We start from the raw sequence: 22,982 nt of genomic DNA, 5'->3' as shown, positions 1-22,982 counted from the left end.
TCCCTAATGATTATTGCTGGTCTTCGTTTACTTGAGGTGATTCCTCAGTTGCAGCTTTTTGCGACAAGCTGCTTTTAGCGATCGACATTTCGACATCTAAATCGTCTAAGTCATCGGAAACGATTTCCTCATAATCATTTTTAACTAATTTTGACAATTGGTCAATGATTTGTGCGCTTTCTTCTAATTTTTCATACGTTTGTTTGTTTTTTACTTCATGTTGTTCGATTTCTAAATGTTTACTTGTTAAGTCAACGATATTTGGTAAATGTGTATAGAGAAAGTGATTGGCTAAGTGTAACTTTTTAGGTTCTTTCACTAACTCTTTAAACAGAGCTTTAGAAACCTTCGTTGTATCATTACGTAAGTCAATCGCCCGTAATTTAGTTGAACGATTCATGTTTTCTTGTAATTGTATGATTTGTTTTTTGGCTGTGCTCATTGTACTTCTGAAAAAATCAATTTCTTGTGGAGATAACCCCAACTCACGATAATGGGCTTCTTTATCTTTCGTTAAGTAAGGCATTTGATCGCTCTTGTCGGCGGCATTTTTCTTTTTTCGATAGAGAACGAATACTAAAAAGCCTACCAGAATCACAAAAGCGAAGAAGCCATATTCTCTAGCGACAGCAATGATTAAGGCTCCTAAAAGAATATAGCCAATCAGTAATTTTGTATTTAATTTGTTCATTTATATAGTTCCTCCTATCTATCTAATCCTCGAAAGAGTCAGCTCTCGTTACAATAGTTATTTTAGCATACTCTGTGAGAGAAAAGACATACAGCGGAAGATGTATTTTATGATTTAGTGAAATCCTAAGAAAAAAAGTATAAAACGCAAAAAAAAGACCCGTCCTAATTGGGGGTAGGACGGGAAAGGAGTTAAAAATGAAAAAGTGTTTTGTTAGGGTTGTTTGTTGGTATGCTTAAATAATACAAGGAAGTTGTGAATTTTTTATGTCTATTTTTTTTCGAAAATGTAATTTTTTTCTAAAGCAATAAATTTTTTTCTTTGAAAAGGGTTTAACTAGAGAAGAAGGGGTGCGATTTTTATCATTTTAGGGTATGATAAACAAGAAAGGTTGGTGAAAGATATGTTAAATTATGAGGACTTCGAAGAAAAAACACTTCAACGTCGAGAAATTTTTAAAGGAAAGATTATTGATGTTTTTTTGGATGACGTGGCTTTACCGACAGGCGGCACTGCTAAACGCGAATTGGTTTTTCATTCAGGCGCAGTAGCTATGATTCCGTTAACCGCAGAAGGAAAAATCGTCTTAGTTAAACAATTTAGAAAACCCTTGGAACAAGTGATTTTAGAGATTCCGGCGGGAAAAATTGATCCTGGAGAAGAAAATCAACTGGAAACGACGGCTATGCGGGAATTAGAAGAAGAAACTGGGTATCGTGCAGGTCAGCTCACCTACATAAATTCAATGTATCTGTCACCAGGATTTGCTAATGAAAAATTGGCTCTCTATTTGGCAACGGATTTGCAGAAAGTCGAAAATCCGCGTCCTCAAGATGAAGATGAAATCTTGGAACTTTACGAGCTAACAATAGCTGAAGCCAAAGCAGAGGTGGCAAAAGGCACGATTTGTGATGCCAAAACACTTTTTGCTATACAATACTGGGAATTGTATTTACTGCAGAGACAGTTTAAGGAGGACACGCAATGAGCAAAGGTCCGTTAGTCACTCGGACAGAACTTCGCAAACGCAGAGAAGCAGAAGAAAAAGAAGCAGAACGTCGTCAGCAGGAAGAGCAGAAGCTGGCGGAAAAAGCGTATAAGCGAAAAGAAAAAGAAATTTCGACGTTTTATCGTAAAGAAAAGAAAAAACAAAAACCGATCAACAAGTCACGAGTAGGAGAATACTCGAAACGTCGAGAACGGAGTACTTGGTTAAACAAGGCAATTATTATTGTAGCGATTTTATTAGCCGTTGTGGCATATATCGTTTTGAATTTATAGAAAAGAGGAATCACTATGAAAATTGGAATTATTGGAGCAATGGATCAAGAGGTCAAAATTCTAAAAGAAAAATTGACAGACACGATGTCATGGGAACGAGCAGGCGCTTTATTTGTTTCTGGTTCGTTAGGAAGACATGAGGTGATTGTGGTTCGTTCAGGAATTGGTAAAGTGGCCTCAGCTGTGACCACGACTTTATTGATTCATCAATATGGCGTAAATATGGTGATTAATACAGGTTCTGCTGGTGGTATCGGTGAAGGACTAAAAGTCGGCGATTTAGTCATTGCAGACAAATTAGCTTACTTTGATGTTGATGTCACTGGTTTTGGTTATGCCTATGGACAATTGCCTGGTGGTGTGCCTTTGTATTTTGAAACAAGTGAATACTTGCGGATGGAAATTGCGAAAGCTGCTGAAAAAACTGGTTTAGCTATTCGTAAAGGATTGATTGTTACTGGAGATACTTTTGTGGATAGCGCTGAGAAAATCGCCAAAATTAAGAAAGAGTTTCCTGAAGCCTTAGCTTGCGAAATGGAAGGCGCAGCAATTGGCCAAGCCGCTTCACAGTTCAATATTCCATTCTTAGTTGTACGGGCAATGAGTGATACAGCAGATGGCGAAGCAACTCAAAGCTTTGACGAATTCATCGATGAAGCTGGGAAAAAATCAGCCGAAATGGTTATTCATTTTGTCGAGAACTTAGTTTAAAAAGAGAAAGAAACAGCCATCATTTCATCAATGAAATGATGGCTGTTTCTTTTTGCTTGTTGTCATTTAATGAAAGGTTTTTAAATACTGTTCTTTTTGTTTACGCGTTAATTTTTTAAAGGCGGATTCGGCTTTGGTGGCCGCGCTACGTGTTTCAAATTTCTCTGTATGAATCATTTTGACTGGCCGTCGTTTGGCTAATCGAGTATATTTTGCACCAGTTCCGCTATTATGTTCGGTTAATCGACGTTCTGGCTCAGTTGTATAGCCACCGTAAAAGGAACCATCTTGGCAAAGTAAAACATAAAAATAATGGGATTTCTTATTCTCCATACAGCATAGCCTTCATTTCTGCTTCGTATTCGTTCTTTTCATTGTATGTAAAAAGAGGTGGTAACACACGAAAACCGTCTTTTTTGCCTTGCTTAATGCCTTCAATTAGTAAAACATTGGCTTCTTTGCCTGGCTTCGGATAAACAAACCGAGCTTTTTTCGGCGCAATATTGGCGTTTTCCATGGCATGTAAAATATCAAGGAAACGATCAGGACGATGAACCATTGCGAGGCGACCATTTGTTTTTAATAAATCCGCCGACACAGTGACCACTTCTTGAAGAGACGTGTGAATTTCATGACGGGCAATCGCTAAATGCGGGTTTGGATTTTTTTGGCTAGTTGGTCGTTCTTTAAAGTATGGGGGATTACATAGTACTAAATCCACAGAATCTTTTTTGATGACTTCTGTCGCTTGTTTTAAATCACGTTCATACATCGTTACTTGTTTTTCCAATTTATTTAATAGAATACTTCGTTGACCCATATCTGCCAAACGAGGTTGTAATTCGATTTGGGCAATCGTTGCAGCTGTTTTCCGACTAACGAAGAGGCCGACCGCGCCATTGCCAGCACACAAATCGACAATCTTGCCTTTTTTTGGTAGTTGCGGAAAATTAGCCAATAAGACTGCATCAATGGAAAAAGAAAAGACTTCTTTACTTTGAATAATTTGAATATCATCCGCATATAATTGATCAATCCGTTCGCCGGATAATAACATAGATTAAGAACCTCCAACTTTTCATCTGATTGTTCATGTATTATACTACTTTTAAACCCGTATGACAAAATCTGTTCCCTAGATTAGTAGGGACATGTTATTTCTCTAATTGATAGACGTAAAAAAAGCTTGTCAAAAGGTAGAGCTTTCGGCATACTAGAAAGCGGAGAGAAGAAAGGAAGAAAATTATGTTTTTTACATTTATGCGTGGCGTGGTTCGCGTCATTTTATTTGTGATTAATGGAAATGCACATTATGAAAATAAAGAAAAATTACCAAAAGACCAAAACTATGTCTTAGTTGCGCCGCATCGAACATGGTGGGAACCGCTGTATTTAGCTGTTGCTGGCAGTCCTAAGAAGTTTAGCTTTATGGCAAAAAAAGAGTTGTTTAAAAATCCTGTTTTACGTTTCATTTTAAAACATGCGAATGCGTTTCCGGTGGATCGTGAGAAGCCCGGTCCCAGCGCGATTAAAACACCTGTCAAAATTTTAAAAAATTCTGATTTAAGTTTGATTATGTTCCCTAGTGGCACGCGTCATTCCTCAGAATTAAAAGGTGGGGTAGCCTTGATTGCTAAAATGGGGCGAGTACCTATCGTGCCATCTGTTTATCAAGGTCCGTTAACTTTAAAAGAGTTGTTTAAACGTAAAAAAGTAACGGTTCGTTTTGGGGAGCCAATCGATATTAGCGATATTAAAAAAATGGATAAAGACGGTTTAGCTGAAGTAGAACGTCGGATGCAAGAAGCATTTGATCAGTTAGATAAAGAAATTGATCCAACTTTTAAATATGAATCAACAGAAAAAGAATAAAACAAACCGCTATAGAATAGGAATGTTACTGGCAGGTAGTCTCATCAAAAGATGATGCTCCCTGTCTTTTTTCTTGCGTTAAGAAAAAAGTTTGTTAAAAATCTAATTCTTCTGTCCGATTTTCTTAAAAAATACCAGAAATTTGTTATAATAATAAGAAGGACTTTTTTAGGCGGTGAAAAAATGAAATTTTTACATACAGCAGATTGGCATATTGGCAAAAAATTACATGGTTTTGATTTATTGGCAGAACAAAGGGAAGCCTTTAAACAAATCTTAGCAATTGCGAAAGAAGAGCAAGTGGATGCTGTTGTGATCGCTGGAGATTTGTATGATCGCTCTGTTCCAGCAGTTGAAGCAGTCGAGATTTTTAATGAAATGATGATTCAAATGAATCTCAAAGAGCATTTCCCCGTGTTAGCTATTTCGGGAAACCATGATAGCAGCACTCGTTTAGAAACAGGAGGCCCTTGGTTTAACCAAACGCAATTTCATTTGAATACGCGTTTAGAACAAGCCTTTCAACCAATTGAAATCGACAATACCCAATTTTATTTGTTGCCTTATTTTGAACCGATTGCGGCTCGCTTATATTTTGAAGATGAAACGATTCGAACGATTCAGGCGGCGATGGAAAAAGTTGTCGCGAAAATGCAAGAATCTTTTCTCCCCAATAAAAAACAGGTGTTAGTTAGTCATTTTTTTGTCGCTGGCAGTGAAAAAACTGATTCTGAAACAAAATTAACAGTGGGTGGTTTGGATGTTGTTCCGACGGTTTTGTTAGAGCCTTTTGATTATGTCGCGTTGGGCCACTTACATGGAAAAAATGCGTTGCAGGCACCTAATGCTCGATACAGTGGCTCGCCTGTAAAATTTTCTTTATCAGAAATGACACAAGAAAAGGGTGTTTGGCTTGTTGAAACAGAAACTGAAGTTCATTTTCAATTCCGTACTTTGAAACCATTGCGAGACATTCAACAATTGACGGGCTCGTTTCAGCAGTTAACGGATCCCGCTTTTTATCAAGAAGTGAATCGGGAAAATTATTTACATGTCCAATTAACCGACCGAGCGATCATTCCCAACATGATGAATCAATTGCGAAAAATTTACCCCAAAATTATTGGGCTGGAACGTTTGAATGGTCGAGAAACAAGCAACGGAAATCAGAAAAAAGTGGTACAAATAGAACAACGTTCACCAGAAGAACATCTGCATGACTTTTTTAACGATGTGACAGGAGAGGCCTTGACAGAACAACAAGCACAATGGGTCCAAGAAGAACTGAGTACACTTAATCAATTAGAAAGAGGGAAGTAACAGGATGAAACCATTATCTTTAACATTGAAAAACTTCGGACCGTATATTAATGAAACCATTGATTTTACGAAGTTTGAAGATTCTTCACTTTTTCTAATTAGTGGAAAAACAGGGTCTGGGAAAACAACGATTTTTGATGGAATGAGCTATGCTTTGTTTGGTGAAAGTTCTGGAAAATTACGTTTAGGCAAAGAAATGCGTTCCACATTTGCTGACCCCTCAGAAGCCACTGAAGTTACTTTGCTTTTTAAACATAACGAGTATCTCTATGAACTGAACCGCCTTCCCGAACAAGAACTTTTTAAAAAACGTGGCACAGGAGTCCGTAAACAAAGTGCCAAAATTTCTTTAATTGTCAAAGATGCTCAAGGGAAAGAACTACGAGCCTATTCTAAAAGACGCGAAGTGGACGAACTCATTCAAGAATTATTGCATTTGAATGCCAATCAATTTGCTCAAATTGTATTGTTACCACAAGGAGAGTTTCGGACTTTTTTAATTGCTAAAAGTGATGAAAAAGAAAAGGTTTTGCGCAATTTATTCGGAACAGAATTGTATCAGTTGTTCAGCGAAAATTTAAAAGAACGCTTAAAAATTGCCAATCAAGAGATTCAAGAAACCCAGCAAAAAATTGAACTGAAAACAGAACAGTTGCATTGGTCAGAAGAACCTGAACCGACAATGACACTTTTTGAAAAACTTCAATTATTAGAAAGCCAACAACAAGAGGCTCAGCAACAACTATTAGTTGAAAGAGAACAAATTGCAACCTTAAAACAAGCCAAACAAGCAAAAGAGCAAGTTCGTTATGCTATTGAAGAACGACAAAACTTGCAACAGCAAAAAGAAGAATTACTGGAAAAGAAAGCAAAACAAGCTGAACAGGAAACCGTCATTGAGCGGTTAAAGGAACAGATTCAGCAATTAAAATGGAGCCAAAAACAGCAACCTTTAGCTGAAAAAGTCTTTGAAAAACGAAGCGAAAAACAACAAAAAGAGCAAGAAACAAAGTCCAAACAACAAGCTCTTATGGAAACGCAACAAGCATTGACAGATTGGCAAGCAATCATGAGTGAGTTGGAAGAACAACAACCATTGATTGCTGAAAAACAAGAACGTCTTCAAACGATTCAACGTCAATTACCACAATACCAAGAATATGAACAGTTAGCTCAACGAAAAATAGCAGAACAAGCCAATTATCAAGCCATTCAAAAAGAGTATGAATCTTGCCAACAGGAAAAAACAACATTAGCGGATAAAGTGGCGACAGCCAAACAATTTATTGAACAAGAAGGAACACTTGAAAAAGCAAATTTTGAATGTTCTAGTGTAGCAGATCATTGGCAAAATTTTGTAGAACGTTGGCAAAAAAATCAAAAAGCTTGGCAAAAAATTAGTCAAAACCAAGTGGAATTGCACGAGTTGACACAACGGTTTGCTGTTGAACAGCAACAAAAAAGCGCCGAAGAAGCGAAGTTGCAGACAAAGAAAAGTCAATGGGCCTCTTTACAAATCCAACGATTAAGCTTGTTACTTGAAGAGGGGGAACCTTGCCCAGTTTGTGGCTCTTTAGAACATCCAAAGCAACAAACTCATCAAGAAGTTTCCTTAGAAGAGATTGATCAAGCGGAACGGGAATTAACGGAAGTTGAAAAAACGGTTCAACGATTTACTGAAACGCTCTCTGCATTAGGGGCGGAAAAACAACAGAAAGAAAGCCAATTACAAGAACAGGAAGCTGCGTATACTGAGGAACAAGAACAATTAGCAGCGCAGTTTGCTGACTTGCAGTTGCCGTTAACAGGACTGACTTTTTCACAAGTAACACCTGCAGAAATTGCGGAAGTTGAGTCGCAATTAGCTAAAGAAAAACAACAAATAGCACAAAAACTAACGGAAATTTCAGTCGAAAAGGACCGTCTGGCGGAACTAGAAGAACAAGTAGCTGAAAATTCTCAACGCTTTGAAGTGCTCCGACAACAAGTAGAAACAATGCAACAAAGTCTGGAAAGAATCACTATCCAGCAGCAAATGATTGCTAGCCAATTATTGGATGCAACCGTCACATACGAAGAAATGACTAAACGACAAGCTTTGCTTCAAGAAGAACTCTCTGCATTTGAACGTCAAAAAGAAAACGTGACGACACAAGGAGAAACCTTGAAGAAAGAAGAAATGATCCTTGAAAGTACGTTGACGCATTTGGAGAAAGAACAACAAACACTTCAACAAACAGTCGCACAACTTGAGAGTCAGTTAAAGGCAGTTTTAACGGAACAAGGCGTGACAGAGGACCAATTGACGGAGTGGTTGAAAGAGGTACCGACACTAGAAAGTCAGCAAGAACAAATTGCTTTATTTGAACAAGAGCAAACCCAACTGACTATCCAACTCGCTGAAATTGAAAAAAAATTATCTAGTGATACGTTCCCAGAATTATCTTTAATCACCACAGAAATTGAACAAATAACACAACAAATTGAAGAACAAGAAAAAAAATACTATCAACTGCATGAAAAAATGCTGAACAACCAACAGTTGGTTCAAGAAATTAATGTGCAAAGAACAACAATTGAAGACAAGTTTGAGGAAGTTACTGCACTACAACAGTTGGCAGATACGGTGAATGGCAATAATCCTAAAAAAATTAGTTTTGAACGGTATATGTTACAAACGTATTTAGAAAGAGTGCTGACAGTCGCTAATCAGCGTTTAGACCGCCTGACCAATAGTCGTTATCAATTTGAATTGAATCACGAAGCAGGCAGTTATCGGAATCAAACGGGGCTAGAAATCAATATTTATGATGACAATTCAGGGACGGTACGCAGCGCTCACACGTTATCAGGCGGGGAAAGTTTTATAGCAGCGTTAGCTTTGGCACTTTCTTTAGCAGAAGTGATTCAAGAACAAGCAGGCGGAGTCTTAATTGATGCGTTGTTTATTGATGAAGGCTTTGGTTCCTTAGATGAAGAAGCATTGGAAATGGCAATGGAGGCGTTAGAAACGATTGAAAATGAAGGCCGCATGATTGGGATTATTAGTCATATTGGCGAATTAAAAGCACGAATTCCACAACAATTACAAATAAAAAGCAATGGGAATGGTCAAAGTACCGTTCACTATCAGCTAGCTTAGTAGAAGAGGAGGTGAGTCGATGAAATGGAGTATTCCAGAGCGAATCGTTGAACAAGGACGCGAATATATGCAAGAAGGCCGGGTCTTATCTATCGTTCAAAATCCAGAAAAAAGGATCTGGTTGTCTGAGGTTTTAGGGGAAGAACTTTATCTTGTTGAATTGGATGGTACCGCCAAAGAACAAGATGTTTGTGAATGTCAATATTGGATGGAACATGGCTATTGCAAGCATACAGTGGCTGTTGAACTGGCACTGAAACAACGAGGCGTGTCAAGAATTATTCAAGCGAATCAAACAGTCAGTTTTGAGAAAACAAATCGATCAACAGCTGAAATGTTTACCAAAGGCTTTGCCAAATTAAGCAAAGCTTCTGCCGAAGTTCCCTTGCAGCCTTTACGTTTAGAATTTCATTTAGATGTGATCGAAACGAATAATTACTATCCAGAATTATCAACGATTGGTCTTTCTTTAAAAATTGGTTTGGAAGGCACCAAACCTAAAACATATATTGTGAAAAATATTGGTGATTTTTTACAAGCATATGAAAAAGAAATGACCTTTATGGTGAATAAACAACACCAATTTACTTTGCTACATGATTCTTTTTCAATGGAGATTCAAGAAATTTTAACAGAACTTGCGGCAATTTATCATACCAGCCAATTATTAGGTGCAAACGGTATTCAAGTTAAAGGGAAAATCGATAAACGTTATCTATTATTACCAATTGATCGCAGTCAATCGTTAGTTGAAAAAATGAATCGAACGGGTCAGTTTATATTGACCAATCAAACTCATAAGTATCGCTATCTAACGTTCAAAGAAACCAGTTTGCCACTTACGTTTACAGTACAAAAAACCGAGGAACAAAGCTTCAAATTAACTATTCAGAATCCTATTACAACGTTTCTAGCCCACTATCACTGGGCGATTGCGGATCAAACGGTTTATTTACTAACAGAAGAGCAGGAAGCCATCTACACCACGTTACTTCAATTAATGAAACGCTTGGAAGAGCCGTCAATTATTTATGAAAAAGAAACAGTTTCTGATTTATTTAGTGAAGTGTTACCATTATTGGAAAAAATTGGTCGAGTGTCTGTTGAAGAATCAGTTGAAGAATTAGTCGTCCATCATCCTTTAAAAGCAGTCTTTATTTTTAAGAAAATTAAAGGTCGGATTAACGCTCGGATTGATTATCACTATGGAGAAGTCATTTTCTCGACAAACCCGAAATATGCTCAATTACCTGAAGTTAATCAAGAAATTGTTCGAGATAAAGCAAAAGAAACAGCAATTAAGCAGCAATTTCAACAGTTTGCCTATCAGCAAACAACCACAGGCTTTGAAAAGGTCTTACCTGCTGGAGAGTCCTTGTATTATTTCTTTAAAGCCGAAGTTCCAGCTTTCCGTCAATTAGGAGAAGTTCGGATGGGACGGAAATTACGGGAATTGTATTTAGATGCCCAGCATCATCAGCCAACGATTGAAGTTGCGGAAGGGGATTCTTGGTTAGATATTCGGTTTGATGTCACTGGCATTGATGAAACCGAAATCGATGCAGTATTGACTAGTCTGCTACGTAATGATGCTTTTTATACGTTAAAAAGTGGTGAAATTCTTGCTTTTGACTCAGAGGAATTTTTCCATACAAGTGCAATTTTAACGAAGCTGCGAAAAAATATGCATCAAGAAGACAATGTCATTCATGTGCCCAAAAACCAAGGCCTCATGATCGAAAGTTTATTAGAAGACAACGAGCGGGCACATTTTTCAGATTCCTTTAAAAAAATGGTCACGGATTTAACGCATCCAGAAAACTTTGAAGCGCAAGTCCCCAAAACCTTACAAGCAACGTTACGCCATTACCAAGAAACAGGGTATAAATGGCTGAAAATGCTTAGCCATTATCAATTTGGCGGTATTTTAGCTGATGAAATGGGTTTAGGGAAGACACTGCAAACCATTACCTATTTACTTTCGGAAAAAGAAGAAGAGCGCTTGAAAGGGACAGCTTTGATTGTCGCTCCTGCAAGTTTAACCTATAACTGGTTAGCCGAAGTCAAACGTTTTGCGCCAACCTTAAATGTTCAAGTGGTTTCTGGCAACCGCCAAGAACGAGCAGCGCTTTTACAAAATAGCACCGAAGATATTCTGATTACATCTTATGCAAGTATGCGACAAGATGTTCAGCTTTATCAGGAAATGCGTGTCGGCTATTTGATTCTAGATGAGGCCCAAATGGTTAAAAATAGTGGGACTAAAACGGCGCAAGCCTTAAAAAGTTTAAAAGTACCCCAACGTTTTGCATTAAGTGGCACACCAATTGAAAATAATTTAGATGAACTGTGGTCAATTTTTCAAATGATCTTACCGGGATTGTTCCCAGGCAAAAAAGCCTTTCGAGAAATTAAGCCGGAAGAAATTGCCAAAATGATTCAACCATTCATTTTACGACGAGACAAGAAAACGGTGCTCGCAGACTTACCAGAAAAAATTGAAAATAATATGTACAGTGTCTTAACAGAAGAACAAAAAACGGTTTATTTGGCCTATCTAAAACAAATGCAAGCAGATGTTAGTCAAATGGATCAGGCGACCTTCAAGAAAAATCGCATGAGTATTTTAGCAGGCTTGACCCGTTTACGACAAATCTGTTGCGATCCGCGTTTGTTTATTGAGGATTACACGGGAGGTTCTGGCAAAGTGGAACAAGTCAAAGACTTTTTAGTGGCTGCCAAAGAAAACAATCGTCGTGTCCTATTATTTTCTCAGTTCACAAGCATGCTTTCTATCTTAGAAAAAGAATTGAATGAATTAGGCTTAGAGACGTTTTATTTACGAGGAAGTACGAAGCCTCAAGATCGGTTAACGATGGCGAATGCCTTCAATGAAGGAGAAAAAGATGTCTTCTTAATTTCATTGAAAGCAGGGGGCACCGGACTAAATTTAACTGGTGCAGATACAGTTATTTTATACGATTTATGGTGGAATCCCGCAGTCGAAGAACAAGCGGCTGGTCGGGCGCACCGCATGGGACAAAAAAAAGTTGTTGAAGTGTGGCGGATGATTGCAGAAGGAACGGTTGAAGAAAAAATGAATTCCTTACAGCAAGAAAAACGCGAGCTGTTCCAAAAAGTGATTCAAGGAAATGAAGAGCAATTAGCGAAAATGACGGAAGAAGATATTCGCACAATTTTAAGCATTGGAGAATAGCCGTTCAACTTAGTTGCTACCTTATTTAAAGAGAAATGGAGTAATTCGTTTGAAACAAAAAGAATATATGGAATATCGGCCGCTAGGTGAAGAAATTGAACGGATTCGTAAAGGGAAAAATATTCCTCTGCGTGTCTTTGATGAAAATGGTGTTTCTAGTCGAAGTTATCAACGCTTTGTCCAAGGAAATAGTGAATTGCGTATTTCGGATTTAGCCATTATTGTCGAAATCTTGTCTATTTCGCCGATGGAAATGACAGAAAAATTAACGCCAATGTCCAAAACAGTTTTAGCTAAGGAGCAGTTTAATCAAGCAATCTTTAGTAAAAATTTTCAAGAAAGTAGTCGAATCGTTGCAGATTATCGAGCGTATTATGATAAATCGTCTTTTGCTTTAGGAAAGCAAGAAGTAATGTATTCGATGTTGGCGTTGGAATATCTTTTTAACCCTCAAACGGTTGTGACAAAAGAGGAAATTATTGCATTAGAAAATCAGATTCTGGAACGATTAATTAATGCCGATGTGTATACTATTTTTAATTTGAAATTTTTAGCATTACAAAAAAACGTTGGCTTGCAGCCGTTTCCAACTTCGTTACTTTTTCGTGTGCTACAATCTGTCAATGAGCGGGAAATTATTGATATTCGCTCGCTAGAAATTATCGAGCAAGTAATTATTGATTTTTTATTTGCGGCGATTGTCAGCCAAAATGTTCCCCATATTCTTCATGTATTAGGCATGTTTAAAGAATATGAAGTGGGTGAAAATAACTGGCGAATGATCCTCTGGAAAAAAATAGCAGAAAAAATAGAAATGATTTTAACCAATGAAGAAATATTCGCAGATTGGTCAATCTTTAAAGAACAAATCCTCTTATCTATCACATTGTTTTTACCAAAAGCCAAACAAGAATTTTTTGCTGGGCAATTGGAAAAAATAGAGGATAGTTTAAAAGAAATAAAAGAAAACTAGGCATAATTGAGAATTTGTCATAATACATTCTGGTTGTGTTTAGCGACAAAGAGCGCCAAATAGGGGTAGAAAACCCTATTTGGCGCTCTTTGTCTTGTCTATACAAATTAATTTGGACAGTTTGTCGTAATTGAACCCATTTTCAGTTGATATTCACTATAATTAAGAAAATATCAGGAGGTGAAGTTTATGAAAAAAATGTGCATCTCCGCAGTTAGTGCCTTACTTTTGGCTAATAGTTTGCTACTTCCTGTAACAACTTTCGCCGAAACGACCGAAACAATCGCATCCTCCAGTGAAGAAAATGTTTCATCTGTTTCAGAAGAAAAGATTCCAGAAACTTCATCAGCAGAAGAGCAAAATTCAGCAACCAGTAGTTCGGAGATTCCCCAATCAGAAGAGTTAACGACTGTTGAAACAAGTGAAGAGCCGCCAAATGAAGCACTAGCGATAACGGAAGCACAACTGATGATGCCCCAATTATACGCAGGTGCTGTCTTAGATAAAGCGACGCCTATCAGTACACTATTTCCTGATCCAGCCTTTGCGGAAAATATCAGAAAACAGTTAAGCAAATCTCGGACCTCTAATACTGTCACCCAAGCAGAATTGGATAAACTGAATAAAGTTATTTTAGAAAATGTCGTTGTTTCTAATGTGGAAGGAGTTCAATACCTAAGAAACTTAGAAGAATTATCTTTTCAAGATTCGCTCAATGTAACAGATTTGAGTCCTTTTGCTAAAGGTGAATTTAAGCTATTACGTTTTTTATATATGAGAAATAATAAAATAGCTGATCTTAGTCCGTTAGGTCAAGCAGGATTAATTAGTTTAGAAGGCTTGTATGTTGAGAACAATCAATTAACGACATTAAATGGACTTGAAGGAATGGCTGCTTTAAAAAATTTAAGTATCCAAAATACGACAGATCATCCGTCAAAAATCACGCCGAATAATCGAGTGACTTCCTTCGACCCGCTTCGTTCTCTTCGTAATTTAGAAACCATTTGGGCTGCCAATAATCAGATTGCTACTTTAGATGGGCTTACGGAAGCAAATAACCTACTCCGTCTTTATGTGGAAAATAATCAATTAAAAACAATTGCGCCCTTGGCGAATAAGCCACGTCTAGAAGAGTTGAGTATTATGAATCAAACGATTGCTAGTCTGGAAGCTTTAAGCACTGTTCCTAATCTGCGTGTACTGTATGCAAGAAACAATCAAATTTCTTCCTTGGCACCGTTAGAGAAAACACTCAATCTAACAGTTTTAGATGTGGGAGAAAATCAAATTTCAGATATCAGTCCGTTAAAAGGCTTAACGGCCATTACAGGGCTAGATGTATCTAATCAAATGATTATCTTATCTTCTGTCGATTATATTGCTGGGAAACCACTGCAATTAAAAAATAAGGTGGTATCTCGTGATGGTCAACTATTTCCACCGCTGACGATTAGCCCTTATGGAAGTTACGATGCCACAAAAGGACTGTTTGAATGGAATTTACCCAAAGCTCATGAAGGCGTTTCTTATATCTGGGAATCAACAGATAAAGCATACTTAGGGAACTTTTCTGGAACAGTCGTCCAACCTGTCAAAGAAGTTTTCTTAAGTGAAACGAAACTATCTTGGTCAAAAGAGCGTATAGAAAAGTCGATGGAAAAAACAATCGATATTGATGACTTTCAAAAAACAGCCCTGCCTTTTTATTGGCAAGATGTCGATGCTGGGAATAGATTACAATTTATTGTCAAAAAAGAGGGTCAAGAAATCCAGAAATTAGCAGATGAAACAACCACTAATTCTAAAACATTTAAGGAAAAAGCCTTGTTATTACCAGAACTAACTTATGGAAAACAGCAGTTGGTCGTGGAAGTCTATGATAAAGGCTACAAGATTGATGAATTAGCGCTAACAGTCACTGTGGTTGGCTCTGTCAGGTTCAAAACGGTACCCACAGCGATTTCCTTTGGGAATGAGCTGCAAATCGCTAGTAGCACGACCCAATATCCAATTGTTTCCATGGATCAACCATTAGTGATACGGGATACTCGTCAAACAGGGAATAATTGGTCGCTTGCACTAACCGTTACTTCTGATTTCAAATCTGAATCAGGTGCTACGTTGCCGAATATTTTAAAATTTAGAACCAACCATCGCTTACAGGACATTCCAGAAGGCCAATCGATTCTTGTTCACAACCAAGTCAATGGACATCAAGAAACAAATATTTCTGATCAATGGAAAGAAAATGACCAAGAGTTGTTATTATCTGTTCCTGGAGGGACGGCCAAAGCAGAAGAATACGAAGCAAAACTAACTTGGCACTTGATGGACGTACCTGATGGCAGTGCAAAATAGGGGGTGAGTCTTATCAAAAAAATAGTTAGCGGTGTATTGCTATTAGGATTGATTTCATCAGTTGATGTATTTGCTGAAACAAATGCCTATCCGACAAATGCAGAAGTTTCTTTTTATGGCGAGTATGAACCACCAGCCAACAAAGAAAAACCAGATGGTAAGATACCACAGCGTTTCCCCAAGCAGTCGGAAGCAATACCAGCAGTGAGTGGAGAATCATTGAAGCATTCAACAAGTAAAACGGTTGATCAAAAAGGCTCAGGCTTCTTACCTCGAACTGGTACTAAACAGCAACAAATGTTTAATTATCTCGGAATAATAGTCATCTTTATGGCTAGTTTTATTTTAAAAAAAAGAAAGAAGGAACAATAAAATGAAAAAAATTATCTTATCAACAATCCCCGCTATCACTTTAGGCGTGGCTATTGCACCAGAAGTGAATGCAGAAGAAAAAAACTATGAATCAAATGCCATCGTAGAATTTACACCGGATGCCTCTATCAACAAACCTGTCGATCCAGTGAATCCAGATACCGAAAAACCTGTTGAACCCTTTGATCCAACGACACCAGACACAGGCAATAAGCCAAATGAAGGAACAACTGGTCCACTAAGTATCGATTATGCTTCTAGTTTAGACTTTGGCAAAAATAAAATTTCAAATAAAGATGAAAAATATTATGCAAATCCACAATACTTTTTCTTGGCAGACGGTTCTGGTCCTGATTTGACTAATCCTAAACCAAATTATGTACAAATTTCCGACAAACGCGGAACGAATGCCGGTTGGGCCTTAACAGTTAAACAAGAAACACAATTAACAGCGACAAAAGAAACATTAAATAAAGTTTTAGACGGTTCAGAAATTAAATTAAGTCAAAACAAAGCAGTGTCTAATTCCAAAGCAGTCACACCAACTGCGCATGAAGTAACTTTAGTAGCTGGCGATTCATCAAATGTGATGTCTGCCGCTGAAGGTCAAGGTTCTGGAACTTGGCTTAGTGCGTTCGGTGGGATTGAAAAAGTGGAAGTTGACGGTGAAAGCGTAGATAAAAATACAGCGATCACATTAACTGTACCAGGAGCAACACCAAAAGATGCTGTTCAATACAAAACTGTTTTAACATGGACAATCGCTGATTTACCAAGCGTATAATTATTGAAACTATAACAATAGAAGAGAAGGAGCACTAACATGAAAAAAATGACCATCGCAAGCAGCTTAATTTTAGCAACCATCGCGGTAGGCACACTACCAGTTCAAGCAGAGGAAGTGGCTAATCGCGACACAGATGCTATTGTAAAATTTAAAGCACCAGATGAAAAAGATCCTAACAGCAAAAATCCTGTAGTGGATCCAGAAGACAAAGACGGCAAAGATCCTGTGACACCTATCGACCCAGTAAATCCTGACAAACCAGTTGATGAAGGTTCTACAGGCCCCTTAACCTTGGACTATGCTTCAAGTTTAAACTTTGGTGAAAATATCATCAGCACAAAAGATGAAATCTATTTTGCATCAGCACAAGTTTTAAAAGATAAAAATAATGTTGAAAAAACGGGTCCATTATTTGCTCAAATTACAGATAATCGTGGAACTTTAGAAGGCTGGACTTTATCTGCAAAACAAAATTCTGCATTTACTTCTGCTACAAAAGATCAGACACTTGAAGGAACTGAAATTGTCTTTCAAAATGCTTCAGCTGTGACAGCAGGACAAAGCGCTGCACCAACAAGTTTAGCGAGCGTAACTTTTGGTACAGTGGGTGAAAGTCATAACGTGATGGTAGCCGCAACAGATCAAGGTGCTGGGAAATGGTCATACTTATACGGCAATGCTAGTTCAATTGCTGAAGTTGACGGCCGTCAAGTAATGAAAGATGTTCAATTAAAAGTGCCAGGTAAATCAGTTAAATTAAACGATGCCTACAAAACAACAATTACTTGGACATTAGCTAATACGCCAGCATAAAAAGAACCTTTTTGGAGAAAGGAAGAGGGGAACTCAGCCTTTCTCCTTTACATAGAAATGGAGTGTAGAGCGAAATGAAAAATAGATATTTTATTCTGATGATCCTAAGTTTTTATTTCTTTGCTTTTGGGATTGAAACCTCAGCAGCAGAATTACGATTTAGTGTTGAAACAGAAATTCCAGAAAACCAAATAGATAAAACAAAAACATATTTTGATTTAATGATGAAACCAGACCAAGAACAAATTTTGAAAGTTCGAGCGGCCAATAGTACAGATGAAAATTTAGTGATTGATGTTAGTGTGAAGTCGGCCACAACAAACAGCAACGGAGTGATTGAATATGGCGAGTCGTTGACAGCATTAGATAAATCTGCACCAGCAGATTTATCAGAAATCATTCAACTGAAAGACGGCGGTGAGAGTGTTGAATTGCCTGCTAAAAGTGAAAAAGTAGTTGAATTGCGAGTGAAGATGCCTAAAGAAGAGTTTTCAGGGCAACTAGCGGGCGGGATCACGTTTAGTGAAAAAGTCGATGAAACGAAAGACAAGCAAAAAGAAAATACAAACGGCTTAGCAATTGAAAATCGCTATGCCTATACAGTAGCTGTTTTACTTCGAGAAAATGAAACAGTTGTACAACCAGAATTGTCTTTAGAGAAAGTTGAACCGACGCAAAGAAATGCGCGCAGTGTTATTTCTTCAACACTGCTAAACCATGAAGCAGCCTATCTTCAATCAATGAAAGTAACGGCAAATGTTAAAAATAAGAAAACAAATAACGTTATTTTAGAGAAAGAACAAGAAGATATGCAAATGGCGCCCAATTCAATTTTTAATTTCCCTATTCCTTATGAAGAAAATGAAATGGAAGCTGGGACGTATGTATTGGCAATGACTGTGGAAGGCTCAGGAAAAAAATGGCAATTTACGAAAGAATTTACGATCTCAAAAGAGGAAGCAAAAACATTTAATGAGAAAGATGTAACCGTCAAAAAAACGGAATCTAAACTTATTTATCTCTTAATCGGTTTATTGATCCTTTTACTGATAATCTGCCTGTTCATCATTTTACGTCTGAAAAAACAAAAAAATAAATAAAAAAAAGCCGTTCTTCAATTTGAAGATGTAGTGACCCCAAAAAGTTAGACTTTTTATAGAGTGGATTTTTCCACTCTATTTTTATGCAGTTTTTTGATTGAATTGTCGAAATTCTACTGGGCTTTTCCAGTTAAGTTTTTCCTTGATTCGGTGATGATTGTAATAATAAATGTAGTTCTCAATTGCTTCTCTCAATTCATTTTGACTTTGATAGATTTTTCCATAGTACACTTCTTGTTTTAGGATACTGAAGAAATTCTCCATAGGAGAATTATCTAAACAGGTTCCTTTTCGAGACATACTTTGAAAGATATTGTTGTCCTTTAATGTTTGTATATAGACATTCATTTGATAAGCCCAGCCTTGATCAGAGTGAAAGGTGCGCCGATAGGGACAATCATTTGTTTGAGAAATTGCTTCTTTCAGACCTTCCATAACTGTTTTACCATTTGGTTGAGTAGAAAGGCTATAGCTTAGAATTTCACTATTATACATATCCATAAATGGATCTAAGTATAGTTTTTTCTGACGAAAGATGCCTGCGTTATCTGCTTCAAAGTACTTAAATTCAGTTGTATCAGTTGTAATTTTTTGATGAGGAACAGAGGTTTTAAATCGGCGACGAATCAAATTTTTAGCGATTTTACCAACGGTTCCTTTATAGGAATTATATTTTCTTGATTTCTTAGTAAAAGCTTTGACTTGTAACTTTAACTTTTGTATTAATCGCTGGACTTTCTTTTTATTCACTTGAAATCCACGTCGTTTCAATTCTTGGGTCATCCTTCTATAGCCATAATGTTGATGTTTTTTACGAATCGCTTGAATTTCTTCTTCGATGATTTGTGTTGAAGCTGTTCTGTCGAGGCGTTTTTGCCAGTACATGTAAGTAGATTTTGGAAACCTTAGGGTTTCCAAAATATCTTTTAATCGAAAGTGTCTTCGGAGACTGTGAATGATTCGTGCGATTCGTTCATTTTTTGTTCGTCCTCTAAACGCAGTCTCCTCAATTCTTTTAAATAGGCATTCTCAATTTTTAACATTCTATTTTCTTTTTCTAGTTTCTCTACTTGAGATCGTTCACTTGGTAGTGGTTGGGGTTCATTTCGTTTCTTTTTAGACATGGTAGGTGGACGTCCTTTCTGTTTAGAGAGTCCCTCTATACCAAACTTCTGATACGTTCTAAGCCAATTCGCAATCAATGATGGATTGTTCATTTTTAGAAGATTAGCTACTTCTTGATAGGACAACTCTGTTGTTAAATATAACTCTATCGCATCTAGCTTAAATTGAACAGAGTAATTCTTATTTTTTCGACTGCGAAGTAGGCCTTCTTCACCAAGTTCTTTATAGGCATTTATCCATTTGCTTATTTGAGAACTATCTTTAAACCCATACTTCTTTGCGAGAAACCTTAGACCTCCTTGACCAGATAAGTAGTCATGAACAAGTTTAAGTTTAAATTCAAAACTGTATTTTGCCATACAAAAAAACCTCCAAAAGTTAGATTTCTAGGTCTAACTTTTGGGGGTCGGCTCAAGAGCGGATTTTTTTTAAAGATTAAATAATTTCTCCACAGTCGGACAAAGTTCGGTGAAACAAGTGACTTCTGCAAGGTGTGATGCAGGTTGGCAACTTGGTAGTTCACGAGAGCGGTGGTTAAACCAAAGAGAATGCCAGCCACCATTACGTGCGCCTACAATATCATTGTCATAACTATCACCAACATATAAAGTATGTTCAGGTTCCATACAAAATTGATTACAGGCTAAATCAAAAATTTCCTTTTCAGGTTTTTGAAAACCCGTACTTTGAGAAATAATGATATTTTGGCTTGGAACCCATTTTTCAAGATTCAATTGTTTAACTTTTTTAAATTGATGGTCTGTTGGACCATTTGTAATAATCCCCATCGGAATTTCTTTCTCTTGTAAAGTATCAAGAAGCTTAGTAACTTCTGGATGCATCGTAATATTATCCAATTCTTCTTCATAAACTTGTTGGAAAATTTTTCCTTCTTCTTGTGAAATTCCTGGATAGTTTAGATCCTTTAATGTTTCATTCATCCGGAAAAACCGCATGAAATCTAGGGACCATTCATTGGCTAAAACTTTCGGAAACGTTTCATCGCTGTGGTGTCTAAAACGAAGATACAATTCATGCATATCCTCTGTCGCAACGTTTGGGAAAATTTTAGTCATCGCATTTCGAAAGGGTTGTTGCTGATCGTACAGCGTGTCATCAACATCAAAAACAATGGTTCTCATTTAACAAGTGCACCTCTTAACTTTTTTACAAAACTTTTCATATGTTATATTGTAGCCGATATTTTCACAAATAAATAGAGTATTTTTCACTGTATTTCAAGGTTTTGTACAGAAATCAAAGCCTTGTGGGAAAAGACAATTATAGTTATTTTTACCGAAAAAATGGAAACGATAAATGAAAAAATATTCTGATAATGAAAAGTTTGTGAAAATGATTTTGAGTCAAAGTTACTTAAATAACACGTGTTCTGATAGAAGTTAGAATTTTGCAAGAGACAGTCTTTTTCCGTATAATGAATGAGAATGAAGGGGGAGAGTTAGGGAGTTATGTTAAAGCGTTTTTTTGGGTATTATCGGCCTTATCGTCGATTATTTATTTTGGATTTTGGGTGTGCCGTTTTTGCGGGGCTGTTAGAGTTGGCTTTTCCAGTAGCAGTCAACCAAGTAATTGATAAGATTATGCCAAAAGGAGATTTTCGCCTCATTGCATTAGCTAGTGCGGGCTTATTTGCATTTTATATAATCAATACGTTTTTACAATTTATTGTGGTTTATTTTGGTCATATGTTAGGCGTGAATATTGAAACAGATATGCGTGAAGAATTATATCAACATCTTCAAACACAACCGTTTGAGTATTATGATAATCAAAAAACAGGGAAATTAATGAGCCGTTTGACCACTGATCTTTTTGAAATTTCGGAAGTGGCGCATCATGGTCCAGAAGACGTCTTTATTACGATTATGACGTTAGCAGGTTCTTTTTTATTAATGTTAACCATTCACGTGAAATTAGCCATCGCTACGTTTATTTTATTGCCATTTATCACGATTGCGCTAGGCTATTTTAATAAAAAAATGACAAAAGCGAATACGGATATTTACGATAATTTAGGTGAATTTAATGCTGGGATTGAAGCGTCAGTAAGTGGGATACGTGTCACGCAATCTTTTGCAAATGAACCATTTGAACGAAAACAGTTTAATTATTTAAATCAAATGTATCGAAAATCGAAATTATATTTTTATAAGGTGATGGGTGTCAGTTCCGCCTATAATTACTTATTAATTCGTCTGATAAATTTATTTTCATTAATTTTTGGTGCGTATTATACAATTAAAGGAGAAATTACAGAAGGACAGTTTGTAGGATTTATTTTATTAGCCAATATTTTTATTCGGCCGATTGAAAAAGTCAACAATATGATTGAAAGCTATCCCAAAGGATTTGCTGGCTTTAAACGTTTTACGGAAGAAATGGACAAACAACCGTCCATCAAAGATTTGCCAGGAGCTGTTGCTGTTCCGCATTTAGAAGGAACGATTGCCTATAAAGATGTTTCATTTGCTTATGAAGATGGCACAAAAGTTTTAGACCATATCAATTTAAAAATTCAACCTGGTGAAACCGTTGCTTTCGTTGGCCAAAGTGGTTCAGGAAAAACGACCTTGTGCAATCTGTTGCCTCGTTTTTATGAAGTCAGTAGTGGTGAAATTACGATTGACGGTAGAAATATCCAGAAAATGACCTTGGCTTCATTACGTAAGCAGATTGGAATTGTTCAACAAGATGTGTTTTTATTCCCTGGAACATTACGAGAAAATATTGCTTATGGGAATTTAAATGCTACAGAAATAGACATTCAACAAGCGGTGAAATTAGCACATTTAGAACATGTAATTCAGCTAATGCCAGATGGCTTGGACACAATTATTGGCGAACGTGGCGTGAAATTATCGGGCGGTCAAAAGCAGCGAGTGGCAATTGCGCGAATGTTCTTGAAGAACCCGCCGATTTTAATTCTAGATGAAGCGACTTCTGCATTAGATACAGAAACAGAGCAAGTGATTCAAGAGTCATTAAACTCGTTAGCTGACGGGCGAACAACATTAATTATTGCCCACAGACTGGCAACGATTAAACATGCTGATCGAATAATCGTAGTGAGTGACCAAGGAATTTTAGAAGATGGGACACATGAAACTTTGTACGCGCAAAGAGGCCACTATCGTCGACTGTACGATGCTCAATTTAGAACATAAAAAAACCCGCGAATAAAACTTCGCGGTTTTTT

At 37.1% G+C, this 22,982-nt stretch carries 18 protein-coding genes and 1 pseudogene; 14 read left to right on the top strand and 5 right to left on the bottom strand.

The genetic code is table 11. The features are described from left to right. Positions 1–10: 10 nt before the first annotated feature. On the bottom strand, positions 11–691 hold the full coding sequence (locus IGK54_RS10515; protein WP_002356448.1) for a 5-bromo-4-chloroindolyl phosphate hydrolysis family protein: 681 nt from the start codon (positions 689–691) through the stop codon (positions 11–13). Between the two features lie 403 nt (positions 692–1,094). Between IGK54_RS10515 and IGK54_RS10510 the strand changes: the two genes are divergently transcribed. From IGK54_RS10510 to IGK54_RS10500, 3 genes are read left to right on the top strand one after another with little or no spacing between them, the layout of a single operon-like run. Beyond that, positions 1,095–1,679: an NUDIX hydrolase gene (locus IGK54_RS10510; RefSeq protein ID WP_002356449.1), complete on the top strand. Its 585-nt coding sequence runs from the start codon at positions 1,095–1,097 to the stop codon at positions 1,677–1,679. Then, entirely contained in the window at positions 1,676–1,972 is a 297-nt protein-coding gene (gene macP, locus IGK54_RS10505) for a cell wall synthase accessory phosphoprotein MacP (RefSeq protein ID WP_002356451.1), read from the top strand. Before IGK54_RS10510 ends, macP begins: the two co-directional genes overlap by 4 nt. Positions 1,973–1,987: 15 nt before the next feature. Next, entirely contained in the window at positions 1,988–2,683 is a 696-nt protein-coding gene (locus IGK54_RS10500) for a 5'-methylthioadenosine/adenosylhomocysteine nucleosidase (RefSeq protein ID WP_002356454.1), read from the top strand. A 66-nt stretch (positions 2,684–2,749) separates the two neighbouring features. Here IGK54_RS10500 and IGK54_RS10495 read toward each other — a convergent pair whose 3' ends face one another. Both IGK54_RS10495 and IGK54_RS10490 read right to left on the bottom strand, forming a co-directional pair. Then, on the bottom strand, positions 2,750–3,016 hold the full coding sequence (locus IGK54_RS10495) for a GIY-YIG nuclease family protein (RefSeq protein WP_142956531.1): 267 nt from the start codon (positions 3,014–3,016) through the stop codon (positions 2,750–2,752). After that, positions 3,006–3,740: a tRNA1(Val) (adenine(37)-N6)-methyltransferase gene (locus IGK54_RS10490; RefSeq protein ID WP_430602968.1), complete on the bottom strand. Its 735-nt coding sequence runs from the start codon at positions 3,738–3,740 to the stop codon at positions 3,006–3,008. Before IGK54_RS10490 ends, IGK54_RS10495 begins: the two co-directional genes overlap by 11 nt. Before the next feature lie 188 nt (positions 3,741–3,928). Here IGK54_RS10490 and IGK54_RS10485 point away from each other — a divergent pair, with 188 nt between their 5' ends. From IGK54_RS10485 to elrE, 10 genes are all read left to right on the top strand, one after another. Continuing rightward, positions 3,929–4,555, top strand: a complete 627-nt coding sequence (locus IGK54_RS10485) for a lysophospholipid acyltransferase family protein (protein WP_002356461.1) — start codon at positions 3,929–3,931, stop codon at positions 4,553–4,555. A gap of 51 nt (positions 4,556–4,606) precedes the next feature. Beyond that, positions 4,607–5,875, top strand: a complete 1,269-nt coding sequence (locus IGK54_RS10480) for an exonuclease SbcCD subunit D (RefSeq protein ID WP_185931566.1) — start codon at positions 4,607–4,609, stop codon at positions 5,873–5,875. 4 nt (positions 5,876–5,879) lie between these two features. After that, positions 5,880–9,017, top strand: coding sequence for an SbcC/MukB-like Walker B domain-containing protein (locus tag IGK54_RS10475; protein ID WP_142956533.1), 3,138 nt, complete (start codon positions 5,880–5,882; stop codon positions 9,015–9,017). Between the two features lie 19 nt (positions 9,018–9,036). Beyond that, a complete protein-coding gene (locus IGK54_RS10470; protein WP_002362298.1) occupies positions 9,037–12,234 on the top strand; it encodes a DEAD/DEAH box helicase in 3,198 nt (1,065 codons plus the stop codon). 67 nt (positions 12,235–12,301) lie between these two features. Further along, positions 12,302–13,207: an Rgg family transcriptional regulator ElrR gene (gene elrR / locus IGK54_RS10465; protein WP_016618104.1), complete on the top strand. Its 906-nt coding sequence runs from the start codon at positions 12,302–12,304 to the stop codon at positions 13,205–13,207. 189 nt (positions 13,208–13,396) lie between these two features. After that, complete coding sequence (gene elrA / locus IGK54_RS10460) at positions 13,397–15,568, top strand: enterococcal leucine-rich protein ElrA (protein WP_010713154.1); 2,172 nt, start codon at positions 13,397–13,399, stop codon at positions 15,566–15,568. 3 nt (positions 15,569–15,571) lie between these two features. Then, the gene (elrB, locus tag IGK54_RS10455; protein WP_002356469.1) at positions 15,572–15,940 is read left to right on the top strand and encodes an LPXTG anchor domain-containing protein ElrB; all 369 of its coding nucleotides are present in this window, start codon (positions 15,572–15,574) and stop codon (positions 15,938–15,940) included. Between the two features lies 1 nt (position 15,941). Next, a complete protein-coding gene (elrC, locus tag IGK54_RS10450; RefSeq protein WP_002384097.1) occupies positions 15,942–16,724 on the top strand; it encodes a WxL domain-containing protein ElrC in 783 nt (260 codons plus the stop codon). 39 nt (positions 16,725–16,763) lie between these two features. Further along, on the top strand, positions 16,764–17,540 hold the full coding sequence (elrD, locus tag IGK54_RS10445; RefSeq protein ID WP_002379742.1) for a WxL domain-containing protein ElrD: 777 nt from the start codon (positions 16,764–16,766) through the stop codon (positions 17,538–17,540). Positions 17,541–17,614: 74 nt separating this feature from the next. Further along, positions 17,615–18,640 (top strand): transmembrane protein ElrE, encoded by a 1,026-nt coding sequence (gene elrE, locus IGK54_RS10440; RefSeq protein WP_016633776.1) that lies wholly within the window; start codon positions 17,615–17,617, stop codon positions 18,638–18,640. A gap of 81 nt (positions 18,641–18,721) precedes the next feature. On the opposite strand, the pseudogene IGK54_RS10435 reads toward elrE, so the two are convergent. Together IGK54_RS10435 and IGK54_RS10430 are read right to left on the bottom strand one after the other, a co-directional pair. Continuing rightward, positions 18,722–20,124: pseudogene (locus IGK54_RS10435) on the bottom strand (IS3 family transposase). A gap of 69 nt (positions 20,125–20,193) precedes the next feature. Next, positions 20,194–20,907 (bottom strand): HAD family hydrolase, encoded by a 714-nt coding sequence (locus IGK54_RS10430; protein WP_002356474.1) that lies wholly within the window; start codon positions 20,905–20,907, stop codon positions 20,194–20,196. A 327-nt stretch (positions 20,908–21,234) separates the two neighbouring features. Here IGK54_RS10430 and IGK54_RS10425 point away from each other — a divergent pair, with 327 nt between their 5' ends. Next, on the top strand, positions 21,235–22,950 hold the full coding sequence (locus IGK54_RS10425) for an ABC transporter ATP-binding protein (protein WP_016633777.1): 1,716 nt from the start codon (positions 21,235–21,237) through the stop codon (positions 22,948–22,950). The last annotated feature ends 32 nt before the right edge of the window (positions 22,951–22,982 follow it).

Source organism: Enterococcus sp. DIV2384 (genome assembly GCF_050534975.1).
GTDB lineage: Bacteria > Bacillota > Bacilli > Lactobacillales > Enterococcaceae > Enterococcus > Enterococcus faecalis.
Note: the sequence above shows the minus strand (reverse complement) of the source record. Positions and strands in the feature narration are given on the sequence as shown.

Excerpts from the sequence above, each read along its gene's own strand:
- IGK54_RS10515 (WP_002356448.1), bottom strand. The coding sequence starts at position 691 with ATGAACAAATTAAATACAAAATTACTGATTGGCTATATTCTTTTAGGA.
- IGK54_RS10510 (WP_002356449.1), top strand. The coding sequence starts at position 1,095 with ATGTTAAATTATGAGGACTTCGAAGAAAAAACACTTCAACGTCGAGAA.
- macP (WP_002356451.1), top strand. The coding sequence starts at position 1,676 with ATGAGCAAAGGTCCGTTAGTCACTCGGACAGAACTTCGCAAACGCAGA.
- IGK54_RS10500 (WP_002356454.1), top strand. The coding sequence starts at position 1,988 with ATGAAAATTGGAATTATTGGAGCAATGGATCAAGAGGTCAAAATTCTA.
- IGK54_RS10495 (WP_142956531.1), bottom strand. The coding sequence starts at position 3,016 with ATGGAGAATAAGAAATCCCATTATTTTTATGTTTTACTTTGCCAAGAT.
- IGK54_RS10490 (WP_430602968.1), bottom strand. The coding sequence starts at position 3,740 with ATGTTATTATCCGGCGAACGGATTGATCAATTATATGCGGATGATATT.
- IGK54_RS10485 (WP_002356461.1), top strand. The coding sequence starts at position 3,929 with ATGTTTTTTACATTTATGCGTGGCGTGGTTCGCGTCATTTTATTTGTG.
- IGK54_RS10480 (WP_185931566.1), top strand. The coding sequence starts at position 4,607 with ATGATGCTCCCTGTCTTTTTTCTTGCGTTAAGAAAAAAGTTTGTTAAA.
- IGK54_RS10475 (WP_142956533.1), top strand. The coding sequence starts at position 5,880 with ATGAAACCATTATCTTTAACATTGAAAAACTTCGGACCGTATATTAAT.
- IGK54_RS10470 (WP_002362298.1), top strand. The coding sequence starts at position 9,037 with ATGAAATGGAGTATTCCAGAGCGAATCGTTGAACAAGGACGCGAATAT.
- elrR (WP_016618104.1), top strand. The coding sequence starts at position 12,302 with ATGGAATATCGGCCGCTAGGTGAAGAAATTGAACGGATTCGTAAAGGG.
- elrA (WP_010713154.1), top strand. The coding sequence starts at position 13,397 with ATGAAAAAAATGTGCATCTCCGCAGTTAGTGCCTTACTTTTGGCTAAT.
- elrC (WP_002384097.1), top strand. The coding sequence starts at position 15,942 with ATGAAAAAAATTATCTTATCAACAATCCCCGCTATCACTTTAGGCGTG.
- elrD (WP_002379742.1), top strand. The coding sequence starts at position 16,764 with ATGAAAAAAATGACCATCGCAAGCAGCTTAATTTTAGCAACCATCGCG.
- elrE (WP_016633776.1), top strand. The coding sequence starts at position 17,615 with ATGAAAAATAGATATTTTATTCTGATGATCCTAAGTTTTTATTTCTTT.
- IGK54_RS10430 (WP_002356474.1), bottom strand. The coding sequence starts at position 20,907 with ATGAGAACCATTGTTTTTGATGTTGATGACACGCTGTACGATCAGCAA.
- IGK54_RS10425 (WP_016633777.1), top strand. The coding sequence starts at position 21,235 with ATGTTAAAGCGTTTTTTTGGGTATTATCGGCCTTATCGTCGATTATTT.